This window comes from Gilliamella sp. WF3-4, assembly GCF_001690275.1.
Taxonomy (GTDB): Bacteria; Pseudomonadota; Gammaproteobacteria; order Enterobacterales; family Orbaceae; genus Gilliamella; species Gilliamella apicola_C.
In genome coordinates this window covers 132,929-145,746 of sequence record NZ_LZGW01000045.1, presented here as the reverse complement: position 1 = coordinate 145,746, position 12,818 = coordinate 132,929, and the positions used below count along the sequence as shown (strand labels likewise).

Annotated in this window: 12 protein-coding genes and 1 other RNA gene; 8 read left to right on the top strand and 5 right to left on the bottom strand. The window is 37.2% G+C overall.

The features are described 5' to 3' along the window. Positions 1-11: 11 nt before the first annotated feature. Positions 12-956 (top strand): ABC transporter ATP-binding protein, encoded by a 945-nt coding sequence (locus A9G47_RS09870; protein WP_065567731.1) that lies wholly within the window; start codon positions 12-14, stop codon positions 954-956. After that, positions 949-1,719: an ABC transporter permease gene (locus A9G47_RS09865; protein WP_065567732.1), complete on the top strand. Its 771-nt coding sequence runs from the start codon at positions 949-951 to the stop codon at positions 1,717-1,719. The genes A9G47_RS09870 and A9G47_RS09865 overlap by 8 nt, the downstream gene beginning before the upstream one ends. A gap of 69 nt (positions 1,720-1,788) precedes the next feature. On the opposite strand, the gene A9G47_RS09860 is transcribed toward A9G47_RS09865, so the two are convergent. The 3 genes from A9G47_RS09860 to accB form a co-directional block, all read right to left on the bottom strand. After that, complete coding sequence (locus A9G47_RS09860) at positions 1,789-2,433, bottom strand: bifunctional 4-hydroxy-2-oxoglutarate aldolase/2-dehydro-3-deoxy-phosphogluconate aldolase (protein ID WP_065581628.1); 645 nt, start codon at positions 2,431-2,433, stop codon at positions 1,789-1,791. 68 nt (positions 2,434-2,501) lie between these two features. Continuing rightward, the gene (gene accC / locus A9G47_RS09855; protein ID WP_065642783.1) at positions 2,502-3,848 is read right to left on the bottom strand and encodes an acetyl-CoA carboxylase biotin carboxylase subunit; all 1,347 of its coding nucleotides are present in this window, start codon (positions 3,846-3,848) and stop codon (positions 2,502-2,504) included. 39 nt (positions 3,849-3,887) lie between these two features. Further along, positions 3,888-4,343, bottom strand: a complete 456-nt coding sequence (accB, locus tag A9G47_RS09850; RefSeq protein ID WP_065567735.1) for an acetyl-CoA carboxylase biotin carboxyl carrier protein — start codon at positions 4,341-4,343, stop codon at positions 3,888-3,890. Positions 4,344-4,714: 371 nt separating this feature from the next. On the opposite strand from accB, the gene A9G47_RS09845 reads away from it, so the two are divergent. The 6 genes from A9G47_RS09845 to A9G47_RS09820 all read left to right on the top strand — a co-directional run bounded on the left by A9G47_RS09845 (position 4,715) and on the right by A9G47_RS09820 (position 11,009). After that, the gene (locus A9G47_RS09845; protein WP_065567736.1) at positions 4,715-5,761 is read left to right on the top strand and encodes a rod shape-determining protein; all 1,047 of its coding nucleotides are present in this window, start codon (positions 4,715-4,717) and stop codon (positions 5,759-5,761) included. 131 nt (positions 5,762-5,892) lie between these two features. Next, positions 5,893-6,735, top strand: coding sequence for a rod shape-determining protein MreC (mreC, locus tag A9G47_RS09840; RefSeq protein ID WP_065579749.1), 843 nt, complete (start codon positions 5,893-5,895; stop codon positions 6,733-6,735). Beyond that, positions 6,722-7,207 (top strand): rod shape-determining protein MreD, encoded by a 486-nt coding sequence (mreD, locus tag A9G47_RS09835; RefSeq protein ID WP_065567738.1) that lies wholly within the window; start codon positions 6,722-6,724, stop codon positions 7,205-7,207. Before mreC ends, mreD begins: the two co-directional genes overlap by 14 nt. Before the next feature lie 11 nt (positions 7,208-7,218). Continuing rightward, entirely contained in the window at positions 7,219-8,694 is a 1,476-nt protein-coding gene (gene rng / locus A9G47_RS09830; protein ID WP_065567739.1) for a ribonuclease G, read from the top strand. Positions 8,695-8,834: 140 nt separating this feature from the next. Next, on the top strand, positions 8,835-10,292 hold the full coding sequence (gene tldD, locus A9G47_RS09825; RefSeq protein ID WP_065642782.1) for a metalloprotease TldD: 1,458 nt from the start codon (positions 8,835-8,837) through the stop codon (positions 10,290-10,292). Between the two features lie 30 nt (positions 10,293-10,322). Further along, positions 10,323-11,009: a DedA family protein gene (locus A9G47_RS09820; RefSeq protein ID WP_065642781.1), complete on the top strand. Its 687-nt coding sequence runs from the start codon at positions 10,323-10,325 to the stop codon at positions 11,007-11,009. A 23-nt stretch (positions 11,010-11,032) separates the two neighbouring features. Here the strand turns inward: A9G47_RS09820 and rnpB are convergent. Together rnpB and A9G47_RS09810 are read right to left on the bottom strand one after the other, a co-directional pair. Further along, positions 11,033-11,420, bottom strand: an RNA gene (gene rnpB, locus A9G47_RS09815) — RNase P RNA component class A. A gap of 212 nt (positions 11,421-11,632) precedes the next feature. Then, entirely contained in the window at positions 11,633-12,559 is a 927-nt protein-coding gene (locus A9G47_RS09810) for a TIGR01212 family radical SAM protein (protein WP_065567742.1), read from the bottom strand. Positions 12,560-12,818: the final 259 nt, after the last annotated feature.

Sequence of the window (12,818 nt, the reverse complement as noted above, 5' to 3'; positions counted from 1 at the left end):
AGGACATATTTATGCCATCAACTCCTGCACTTGAGTTAATCTCGCTGAAAAAAGTTTACAAAAATGGTATAGAAGCATTAAAAGGTATCGATTTAACTGTACAGGCGGGTGATTTTTATGCCTTATTAGGACCAAATGGTGCTGGTAAATCGACAACTATCGGTATTATCAGTTCATTAGTAACTAAAACATCGGGAAAAGTGAAAATTTTTGGTTACGACTTAGATAACGACATAGTAAACGCCAAAAGGCAATTAGGGCTTGTGCCACAAGAGTTTAACTTTAATCCATTTGAAGAAGTTCTACAAATAGTCACTAATCAAGGTGGTTATTATGGATTACCCCGAAAACTTGCATTAGAGCACGCTGAAAAATATTTACGAATTTTAGATTTATGGGATAAACGCCATAGCCGAGCCAATATGTTATCAGGCGGTATGAAAAGACGATTAATGATAGCAAGAGCGCTTGTGCATGAACCCAAATTGTTGATTCTTGATGAACCAACCGCAGGCGTTGATATTGAACTACGTCGCTCTATGTGGGATTTTTTGCGCGTTATCAATCGTCAAGGTATCACAATTATTTTAACTACTCATTATTTAGAAGAAGCTGAAATGCTATGCCGTAATATTGGTATTATTCAACGAGGCCAATTGATAGCAAACTCGTCAATGCGCGATCTACTGGCAAAAAGCCAATCTGAAACAATTATTATTGATTACGTGCCAACCTCTAAACCGATTGAATTACATGGCTATAATTATTCTGATATTGAGATGGGCATGTTAGAAGTGAAAGTCGATAAACAACTTGGATTAAACCAATTGTTTGAGCAACTCAATCAGCAAAATATTAAAGTGATCAGCGTACGAAATAAAGCGAATCGTTTAGAAGAGCTATTTGTTGATCTGTTACATAATGATACAAAACAAAAAGGTAGCATTGATGAATAATTTATATTGGATTGCCTTAAAAAGTATTTGGCGTAAAGAAGTGACGCGTTTTTTGAGAATTTGGATCCAAACACTCATCCCCCCAGTTATTACGATGTCACTTTATTTTATTATTTTTGGAAATTTAATTGGCTCTCGCGTTGGTGATATGGGGGGCTTTAGCTATATGGCATTTATTGTACCTGGATTGATAATGATGTCAGTAATTACCAATTCTTATACTAATGTTTGCTCATCGTTTTTTAGTGCTAAATTTCAACGTAACATTGAAGAATTATTGGTAGCACCTGTGCCAACACATATTCTTATTTTGGGATATGTGGGAGGGGGTGTGATGCGAGGTATTTTAACTGGTATTTTAGTTACTATAGTGTCACTATTTTTTGTTCGTTATGAGGTGCATTCTTGGTTATTTGTTGTTTGCACATTACTATTAACTTCAATTTTGTTTTCATTAGCCGGTTTATTAAATGCAGTGTTTGCCAAAACTTTTGACGATATAAGCATTATTCCTACATTCGTATTAACACCATTAACATACCTTGGTGGCGTTTTTTATTCGATTACTATGTTGCCAACCTTTTGGCAATGGATATCCAAAGTTAACCCAATAGTTTATATGATTAACGGTTTTCGTTATGGATTTTTAGGAGTGACAGACGTATCGTTATCAATTACCTTCTCGATGCTAATTTTGTTTGTTACTGTGCTTTATGTAATTGCATGGAAGCTTATTGAAAGTGGTCGTGGACTAAGAAGCTAATAAGAGTTAGAAGGTTAGGTTTTGAGTAGTCGCCGATATTTTATCGGCGGAATCAATCATTATTGTGCATCAGCAACATTGTGCATCAGCAACGGCTTGTTTAGCCATCTCGGTAATTTTAGCAAAATCACCTTTTGCAATTGCATCAGTTGGAATAAACCAAGTACCGCCCACGCAAAGCACATTATCAAGAGCAAGATAATCACGGTAGTTTTTCGGATTTACTCCTCCTGTTGGGCAAAATTTCATATATCCGCAGGGACCAGCAAAAGCTTTTAATGCAGCAACACCACCATTGACTTCAGCAGGGAAAAATTTTAATGCAGTGAGACCATATTCTTGTGCAGTTAACAACTCAGAAATAGTTGCAATACCAGGAATAACAGGTACTGAACCTTCAACCGCCGCTTTTAAAATAGCATCAGTAATACCTGGTGTTATCACAAATTGAACGCCAGCTTCGGTAACCTGTTTTAGTTGCGCAACACTTGTTACTGTTCCTGCACCAACCACCGCTTCAGGCACTTCTTGAATAATTTTCTTTATTGCATCAATTGCACAAGCAGTTCTTAATGTAACTTCAAGTACTTTTACTCCGCCAGCAATTAGCGCTTTAGCTAGTGGTACCGCATCTTCTAAACGCTCAATAACAATAACGGGAATAACAGGACCTAATGTTAAAATTTCTTCAGCACTTCTTTTCCAATTTTTCATTTATTTTTACCCATACCTTATTGATTCTTTTATATAGAAATAATCCCTAATAAATAGGGATTATTTTGTTACTCATAAATGCCTAATTTCTTTTCTAAATAATGAATGTTTGTGCCGCCTTTTTGGAAACCTTTATCATTCATAATATCAATATGAAGATCAATATTGGTTTTAATGCCATCAATAACCAGTTCAGCTAATGCATTTTTCATACGGGCAATAGCAACTTCACGGGTTTCACCATAAGCAATTAATTTACCAATCATTGAATCATAATAAGGAGGAACAGTATAACCAGCATAAATATGCGATTCCCAACGAATACCAAAACCGCCAGGAGCATGAAAACGGGTTATTTTCCCTGGTGAAGGCATAAACGTTTTTGGATCCTCGGCATTAATTCGGCATTCAATTGCGTGGCCTTTAATTTCAATATCACTTTGTTTAATTGATAGAGGATTGCCTGCGGCGATTGAAATTTGCTCTCTGATTAAGTCAACGCCGGTTACCATTTCAGTAACAGGATGTTCTACTTGAATACGGGTGTTCATTTCAATGAAATAAAATTCGCCATTCTCAAACAAGAATTCAAATGTACCAGCACCACGGTAACCGATCTCAATACATGCATTAACGCAACGCTCACCAATAAATTGACGCATTTTAGGGGTAATACCAAGCGCAGGGGCTTCTTCCACAACCTTTTGATGGCGTCTTTGCATTGAGCAATCACGCTCACCTAAATAAACGGCATGGCCTTGGCCATCAGAAAGAACTTGGATTTCGATATGGCGTGGATTTTCTAAAAATTTTTCCATGTAAACCATATCATTATTAAACGTTGTTTTGGCTTCTAGCTTGGTCATATTAATTGATTGTTCAAGATCCTTCTCTTCACGAACAATACGCATACCACGACCACCGCCTCCACCAGAGGCTTTAATAATAACAGGATAGCCGATTTGTTTAGCGATTTGTTTATTGGTTTCAATATCGCCACCTAACGGACCATCTGAACCAGGAACACAAGGTACACCAGCTTTTTTCATCGCATGAATTGCAGAGACTTTATCCCCCATTAGTCGAATAGTATCAGGTTTTGGACCAATAAAAATAAAGCCTGAACGTTCAACTTGTTCAGCAAAATCTGCATTCTCAGATAAAAAACCATATCCAGGATGGATAGCTGCTGCGCAAGTGACTTCTGCAGCTGAAATTAATGCGGGAACATTAAGATAGCTTTTTGCTGAAGCAGCTGAACCAATACAGACTGTTTCATCTGCTAGTAATACATGTTTTAAATCTTTATCTGCCGTCGAATGAACAGCGACAGTTTTAATTCCAAGTTCTTTACATGCTCGTAATATACGTAGAGCTATTTCTCCACGGTTCGCAATAAGAATTTTATCAAGCATATTCAATCTCTTAATCGTATAGTCAATAATAAATTCAGATTATTCAATAATGAATAGTGGCTGATCAAATTCAACTGGTTGACCATTTTCAACCAAGATGGCTTTTATTGTACCAGCTTTTTCTGATTCAATCTGGTTCATCATTTTCATCGCTTCGACGATGCAAAGCACATCACCAACATTTACTGTTTGACCAACTTCAACAAAAGCTTTTGATTCTGGACTTGGTGTACGATAAAAAGTTCCAACCATAGGGGATTTAATTGTTGTACCATCAGTTGCAACAGCATCTGTTACAACTTCGGCTTGAACTGTTGGAGCCACAACGACAGGAGCTGGTTGAGGAATTTGAATATTTTGTACTGGCGCCGAATAGTTTGTGGTAGGAGCAGAACGACTAATTCGAACCGACTCTTCACCTTCAGAAATTTCAAGTTCAGAAATACCTGACTCTTCAACTAATTCAATTAATTTTTTAATTTTGCGTATATCCATGAATTACACCGTGTTTATTTGATATAAGTAACAATTATTTTTACTGCATCCTCGCCATTGACAAAAAGAGTCTTTCGCCAATAACAAGGTTGTAACTCAACATTAACGCGGAAGAATACACTGTAAAACAGAATTTGTCATTATATATCTCCTTTACAAACACATGTTATACTATTTTCTAGGTATTATTTTATAATTGCGATACAATAGCCAACGTTAGTTATTATTGGGGTTAGCCGTGGTTTAGAAGAATTAAATGGCACTCTATTTAGCTTGGATAAAGCTGAAAATAGATATTTTTTGATTCCATGGTTTGCTTTTAAACACGAAAATATACTTAAACAAGATTCATTCTAGGAAGAGTTTTTATTATGTTCAAAAAAGTTCGCGGCTTGTTTTCAAATGATTTATCCATCGATTTAGGTACAGCAAACACACTTATTTATGTAAAAGGGCAAGGCATTGTATTAAACGAACCTTCAGTGGTAGCGATACGCCAAGATCATCGCACAGGCACACCGAAAAGCGTTGCCGCTGTTGGACAAGCTGCGAAACAGATGTTAGGGCGAACGCCTGGTAATATTGCAGCTATAAGACCAATGAAAGATGGTGTTATTGCCGATTTTTCAGTCACTGAAAAAATGTTGCAGTATTTTATTCGCCAAGTACATAGCCATAGTTTTTTAAGACCAAGCCCACGAGTCCTTGTTTGTGTTCCTGTCGGCGCGACACAAGTTGAGCGCCGTGCAATTCGTGAGTCAGCACTAGGTGCGGGGGCCCGTGAAGTATATTTAATTGAAGAGCCAATGGCTGCGGCTATTGGTGCAGATTTACCAGTCTCTGCACCAACAGGTTCAATGGTCGTTGATATTGGTGGTGGAACTACTGAAGTAGCAGTCATTTCATTAAATGGTGTGGTTTATTCGGCATCGGCGCGCATCGGTGGCGACCGATTTGATGAGGCGATTATTAACTATGTTCGCCGTAATTATGGTGCATTAATTGGTGAAGCTACTGCCGAAAAAATCAAACATTTTATAGGTAGTGCCTACCCTGGTGATGAAGTACTTGAAATTGAAGTACGTGGACGTAACCTTGCTGAAGGTGTACCACGTAGCTTTACTTTAAACTCTAATGAAATTTTAGAGGCATTACAAGAACCATTAAGTGGTATTGTAAGTGCCGTTAAAGTTGCATTAGAGCAGTGTCCTCCTGAGCTTGCTTCTGACATTTCAGAACATGGCATGGTTTTAACCGGTGGAGGTGCTTTATTGCGTAACATCGATAAATTATTATCAGCAGAAACTGGTATTCATGTTGTTGTAGCAGAAGATCCACTAACATGTGTTGCTAGAGGGGGCGGCAGAGCATTAGATATGGTAGACATGCATGGTGGAGATCTCTTTAGTGAAGAGTAATAGTTAATTATCTTCATGTTAATGAAATAATTAGTCAGTAAACAACTCATATTTTCTACCGCCGACATTGTCGGCGGAACCATTTCTTAACATAAGTAGATCTCAAGTATAAAACAGGTAAGTACTGAACAATGAAATTACTTTTTTCTAAACGTTCGCCTCTCAGTGTACAATTATTTACTTCTCTGGCGCTTGCATTGATCCTAATTGTATTAGATATCAATTATCGCCCATTTAAAGAGATTCGCTACTATTTAGATACCATTATTTCGCCCTTATATTATGTTTCAGATGCACCAAAGTCGTCGTTTGATTCGCTTTATGAAATGTCTAAAACGCGAGAAGCCTTAATAGATGAAAATGCAAAATTGCATGAAACCTTATTACAACAAAAAAATGATCTATTATTACTTGACCATTTAAAACATGAAAATGCAAGACTTCGTGAATTGCTAGGCTCTCCTTTAAGGCATGATGAACATAAGATGGCTGCGCAAGTATTACTTACAGATACCAATCCTTATGTTTATCAATTTGTTGTCAATAAAGGCAAACAAGATGGTGTTTATGTTGGGCAGCCTGTTGTAGATGAAAAAGGCATTATTGGACAAATTTATGAAACGGCTCAATCAACCAGCCGTGCAATTTTAGTGTGCGATTATCAACATGCAATACCTGTTCAGGTGCAAAGAAATGATATTGGTATGATCGCTGTGGGTAACGGATGTAGTAATGATTTAATATTAGAATTTATGCCTAATAACGTGGACATAAAAGTAGGTGATGTTTTAGTTACTTCTGGGCTGGATGGACGATTCCCTGAAGGTTATCCTGTTGCGATAGTCAGCTCAGTAAAACTAGATCTTACAGATTCAACGCCTATTATTTCAGCAACACCAACAGCTGATTTAAAACGCTTACGTTATTTATTGTTATTAGGGGAAAATCAAGGAGTGAAACATGAGGGAACGTAATCGAATATTGATTATTTGGATAACGTTATTTATTGGCTTATGTTTGCAAATTATACCGTGGTCACCAGAATATAATATATTTAAACCACATTTACTGCTCCTTATTTTTGCTTATTGGTTAATTGCACTTCCACATCGAGTTGGGATTGGAACCGCTTTTGTATTTGGAGCATTGATAGATCTATGCACAGGCTCGATTTTGGGAAGCCATGCTTTTATTTATTCATGTATTGCTTATTTACTTGTTTTTAAATTCCAATTGATACGCAATTTAGCTTTGTGGCAACAATCGTTTATTATTTTTGGGGTATCAGTATGTTATAATTTACTGGTATTTTTACTCCAAGTCAGTATCTATCATACTATAACGATATCACCATTAATTTTGCTATCAAGTTGTATTGATGGCTTATTATGGATTGTCATCTATCTATTTTTGCGGCTAATAAGACGAAACTTTGCTATCAATTAAAAAGGAATCTTATGTCTGTTGAATTATTAATGAATATAACACCGTCTGAAACTCGCGTCGCTTATATTGAAGATGGCGTACTACAAGAAATTCATGTTGATCGTGAATCTAGACGAGGTATTGTTGGCAACATCTATAAAGGTAAAGTAATCCGTATATTACCTGGAATGCAGGCGGCTTTTGTGGACATTGGGCTTGAAAAAGCGGCTTTTTTACATGCATCAGATATTATGCCTCATACTGAGTGTGTATCTGATACTGAACAAGAACAATTTCAAGTAAAAGATATCTCTGAACTTGTCCGCCAAGGGCAAGATTTAATGGTACAAGTAGTTAAAGATCCTCTAGGCACTAAAGGCGCTAGGCTGACAACCGATATAACTTTACCATCGCGTTATTTAGTATTAATGCCTGGGCCAAATTCTGCACATGTGGCCACTTCACAACGCATAGAAAGCGAACAAGAGCGCGAAAGGCTAAAAAGTATTGTCGAGCAATATGTCACTAACGAAGGCGGATTTATTGTTAGAACCGCAGCAGAAGGCGCAAATGCCTATGAATTAGAACAAGATGCCAATTTTCTAAAACGACTTTGGGCTAAAATTCAACAGCGTATGGCGCGCCCAGTAAGTAAAAATCTAATATATGGTGAATTAGCATTATCACAACGTGTGTTGCGTGATTTTGTTGGCGCGCCAATTGAACGGATTTTGGTGGATTCAAAGTTAACATATGATTTATTAATTGAATTCACACAAGAATTTATGCCCGAAGTGACCAGTAAATTATCGCATTATCGTGGTAATATTCCCATTTTCGATCTTTATGATACCGAAAACGAGATCCAAAGAGCATTAGATCGTAAAGTCAAATTGAAATCTGGCGGGTATTTGATTATTGATCAAACTGAAGCTATGACAACCATTGATATCAATACTGGCGCATTTGTAGGTCATCGAAATTTAGAAGAAACGATTTTTAATACCAATATTGAGGCAACAATTGCGATTGCTCGCCAATTGCGTTTACGTAATTTAGGTGGCATTATTATTATTGATTTTATTGATATGCAAGAAGACCTGCATCGTGAACGGGTGTTACAATCACTCCATGATTCTTTATCTAAAGATCGAGCAAGAACTACCGTTAATTTATTTTCGAGTTTAGGTTTAGTCGAAATGACACGCAAGCGAACACGCGAAAGTATCGGGCATATTTTGTGCGAACAGTGCCCTGCTTGCAAAGGACGAGGCATGGTCAAATCAGTAGAAACTATTTGTAACGAAATTTTGCGTGAAATCGTTCGTGTGTATAAAGCGCACCACTCGGAGTATTTTTTAGTTTATGCTTCAGCTGCCGTAGCTAATGCGTTAACTAATGATGAATCGCACGCTTTAGCTGAAGTTGAAATCTTTGTGGGTAAACGCGTCGAAGTGAAAGTTGAACCGCTTTATATTCAAGAACAATACGATGTTGTATTAATGTAATCAAAACTATTTTGTAAAAAAGAGTTTCAGAAAACGATACGTTAAGAATAAAAGTGATGAAAGCTAAAAAGCCATTATAATTGGATATCTATAATCAATTATAAACAAGCTCGCATCCACATTTAAAAATTAAGGAATTTATGATACTAAATCAAGTGAGTGAACGATTACTCAATCCAAATAATCTAAACCAACAAGATCTTTTACATCTGCTTGATATGCTTAGCGCAAGGCAAATTGATTTTGGTGATTTGTATTTCTTATCGGGTTACTATGAAAGTTGGTTACTTGAAGATGGTATTATAAAAAATGCCTCATTTCACCGTGATCAAGGTGTTGGCGTTAGGGCTATTGCCGGTGAAAAAACGGGGTTTGCATATACAGATCAACTTTCGTTAGCACGTTTAGAACAAAGTGTATTAGCAGCAAATTCAATAACTAAATTACAAACACCTATAGTAGTAACTCCGTTTAAGTCTACGCAAACAGTGCCAATATACCCTTCAATCAACCCAATCAATTCGTTTTCTCAAGAGCAGAAAATTGCATTGTTGCAAAAAGTTGACAAATTGGCACGCTCAATTGACCCAAGAGTTATCGAAGTATCATGCAGTTTAACAGGGAGCTACGAAGATATTTTAATCGCAACGACTGATGGTACATTACGTGCCGACATTCGGCCTTTGGCTCGATTATCTGTTTCTGTGCTAGTTGAACAATCAGGTAAACGCGAACGAGGAAGTAGCGGTGGTGGTGGAAGATTTGGTTATGAATATTTTTTAACCACTAATCCTAAAACGACAGAAAGTTATGTTGATAGCTATACTCGAGAAGCGGTACGCCTAGCACTTGTTGCTCTTTCAGCTAAAGCAGCGCCAGCAGGAACAATGCCCGTTGTTTTAGGTGCTGGTTGGCCTGGTGTATTGTTACATGAGGCGGTAGGGCATGGCTTGGAAGGTGACTTTAACCGCAAAAACACCTCGGTTTTTTCAGGAAAAATAGGTGAACAAGTTACCTCAGAATTGTGTACTATTGTTGATGATGGCACTATCGAAAATCGACGCGGGTCACTCTCTATTGATGATGAAGGAACGCCTAGCCAAAAAACAGTGCTTATTGAAAATGGCATTTTAAAGGGCTATATGTTCGATAAACTCAACGCAAAATTGATGAATACATATTCAACTGGTAATGGGCGTCGTGAAGGGTATGCGTGTTTACCAATGCCAAGAATGACAAATACCTATATGTTAGCTGGCAATTCTTCCTTTGACGATATTATTAGCAGTGTTGATTATGGGCTATATGCCCCTAATTTTGCGGGAGGACAGGTAGATATTACCTCTGGTAAGTTTGTCTTTTCAACCTCAGAAGCCTATTTGATTGAAAAAGGCAAAATAACAACACCAGTAAAAGGTGCAACACTAATTGGTTCTGGCATTGAAACGATGCAACAGGTGTCAATGGTTGGTAATGACCTTGAATTAGATTCTGGTGTTGGCGTTTGTGGTAAAGCAGGACAGAGCATTCCTGTTGGAGTCGGACAACCTACATTAAAAGTGAATAATTTAACCGTTGGTGGTACCATTAGCCAATAAAAATAATATGAGGATGGGATATTAAAATAAATGGAAACCATAATTACACTTTACCAAGCGTTTGTTAACATGGATATAGCAACACTTTCAAATCCTAATGTGCTATGGACGCTATATGGTATGTTATTTGTTATTATTCTTTTAGAAAATGGCGTATTACCCGCAGCTTTTTTACCCGGTGATAGCTTATTATTTCTAACTGGTGTGTTAATTAGTCAAAATGTATTCCATTTTGGTTTAATCAACCTTATTTTAATTTCTGGCGCAGCATTTGGAACGTGGTTAGGTTATGCGCAAGGACTGTGGCTTGGCAATACTAAACTAGTGCAAAATTGGATGGCACATATTCCTGAAAAATACCATCATAAATCTGAAGTATTATTCCATAAGTACGGATTACAGGCTCTATTTATTGGACGATTTATTGCTTTCGTACGTACATTGTTACCGATGATGGCAGGGTTGTCAGGGCTACATAGTCGAAAATTCCATATTTATAATTGGATTAGTGCAACATTATGGATTGCCTTAATTGTGACATTAGGCTATCTATTTGGGTTATCGCCTATTTTCAAAACTTATGAAAAGCAAATTATGTCGCTATTAATGCTGATCCCAGTGTTCTTATTAGTAATCGGCTTGCTTTTTTCGATTTGGCTAGTATTAAAACGTTGGTTAGCCCAGAAGAATAAATTAAAAAATTCGACCAAAAAATAGTATTAATGAGCAAAGTTAAGAAAAATTGAAATTAACCGATAAGCCGGGTTCTGTCGTGGACAATCATTCCTCTAGGCTAATACTCACGTATTAGCTCAAGCAGTCTACCCGGATTCAACGCGGGCCGCGCCAAAGAATCCCTATTTGACCTTGCTCCGAGTGGAGTTTACCATGCCACAACTGTTACCAATTGCGCGGTGTGCTCTTACCACACCCTTTCACCCTTACCTGATCTTATTAATAAGCCATCGGCGGTTTGCTCTCTGTTGCACTTGTCGTAAACTTTTGCTCTCGCAAAAGCCCCCCAGGCGTTACCTGGCACTCTGCCCTATGGAGCCCGGACTTTCCTCCCCTTTGTTCGTCTCCTTTAATAAAGGACTACAACAAAGCAGCGATTGTCTGGTTAATTTCGTTAACAAGTATAACGTAATGTAAAGTTTTGTCCAGCATTGCATGTTTTGTAAGTTATTTATCGAGGTAAACACAACCAATATTTTGGCAAGGATCAAGAAATATCGTCAATAATATTTCCATATCCATAAAATCCATTTCTACTTTAACTCGCCGTTATTAATGATGTTAATATTATTATAGATTATAGTTGTTAGCCACTTCTAGAACGGCTAAAGCTTAAAACTGTAGCAATCCCCAATGGCGCTACCTTGAGCACCAAACTGGCGTAAATTCTGATCGACAGCGTTCATCGATTGCCAATGATTTTCACACCAATCTGGCGCAAGCAGGGTTGGTTTTCTCGCATTAGCTGAAATACGATGATATAAAATATTTGCTGGTGTTTGACGAATAATATCGCCAGCAATATCGACATATTGTGCTAAAGACAAAACCTCAAGGCGACCTGCCCGCCACGATTTTGCCATAATGCTACCATCCACAATATGCAAAGGGTGTAACTTTAAGCCGTCAACACCACTATTTAACACTTGTTCTAAAGTTATTAAGTTATCTTGTTTGGTTTCTTTAGGTAACCCAATAATTAAGTGAGTGCACACTTTAATGCCAAGTTTACGCGCTTTTTGTACGGTTTGATGATAATCGTGAAAAGTATGCCCACGATTTATATCATGTAAGGTTTTATCGTGAGCAGTTTGTAAGCCCAACTCTAACCAAACTTCAAAACCTTGAGCTTGATAACTAGCAAGCAAATCAAGCGCTTCACTGGGTACACAATCTGGGCGAGTACCAACACAAAGCCCAACAATATCAGTACTATTTAGCGCTTGCTCGTACATATTTTTTAGTATGGCAACTTCGGCATAAGTGCTAGTATAAGCTTGAAAATAAGCAAGATAGCGCTTGGATTTTTTCATTTGATGAGCTTGTGATACCAATTGATCAGCAATTGATTTCACTTGAATAGATTCATCAATAATTGAAGCCACATTACAAAAAGTGCATCCACCCATGCCAATAGTGCCATCACGATTTGGACAACTAAACCCACCATGCAAGGTGAGTTTATAGATTTTTTCCCCATATCGGCGCTGAAGATCGGAACCAAAGGTATTAACGACTAGATGAAGTTGCATAATAGACCAGAAATAAAATTTTGCTTATTTTACGAAGTTAGTTACTTTACTTCAAGCAACGTTATGTTTGAGGATGATAGTTTTAAAATAAAAAAATCATATACTTTAATAACGTAATAATATTAACTAAATAATTCGACAATTAAAATACTTTTTTAATTTAGACTAAGGCGTAGCTTGAATGTTATTAATAGGGTTTGTTAAGAATTTTTTGTTGGTTAAACCAAAGTAAGTAATTGATTTTATTAAAAATAAAAAC

Bases quoted from the DNA above. Each gene is read 5' to 3' on its own strand.
- accB (WP_065567735.1), bottom strand. From the start codon at position 4,343: ATGGATATACGCAAAATTAAAAAATTAATTGAATTAGTTGAAGAGTCA.
- tldD (WP_065642782.1), top strand. From the start codon at position 8,835: ATGATACTAAATCAAGTGAGTGAACGATTACTCAATCCAAATAATCTA.
- A9G47_RS09865 (WP_065567732.1), top strand. From the start codon at position 949: ATGAATAATTTATATTGGATTGCCTTAAAAAGTATTTGGCGTAAAGAA.
- rng (WP_065567739.1), top strand. From the start codon at position 7,219: ATGTCTGTTGAATTATTAATGAATATAACACCGTCTGAAACTCGCGTC.
- accC (WP_065642783.1), bottom strand. From the start codon at position 3,848: ATGCTTGATAAAATTCTTATTGCGAACCGTGGAGAAATAGCTCTACGT.
- mreD (WP_065567738.1), top strand. From the start codon at position 6,722: ATGAGGGAACGTAATCGAATATTGATTATTTGGATAACGTTATTTATT.
- A9G47_RS09810 (WP_065567742.1), bottom strand. From the start codon at position 12,559: ATGCAACTTCATCTAGTCGTTAATACCTTTGGTTCCGATCTTCAGCGC.
- A9G47_RS09870 (WP_065567731.1), top strand. From the start codon at position 12: ATGCCATCAACTCCTGCACTTGAGTTAATCTCGCTGAAAAAAGTTTAC.
- A9G47_RS09845 (WP_065567736.1), top strand. From the start codon at position 4,715: ATGTTCAAAAAAGTTCGCGGCTTGTTTTCAAATGATTTATCCATCGAT.
- mreC (WP_065579749.1), top strand. From the start codon at position 5,893: ATGAAATTACTTTTTTCTAAACGTTCGCCTCTCAGTGTACAATTATTT.
- A9G47_RS09860 (WP_065581628.1), bottom strand. From the start codon at position 2,433: ATGAAAAATTGGAAAAGAAGTGCTGAAGAAATTTTAACATTAGGTCCT.
- A9G47_RS09820 (WP_065642781.1), top strand. From the start codon at position 10,323: ATGGAAACCATAATTACACTTTACCAAGCGTTTGTTAACATGGATATA.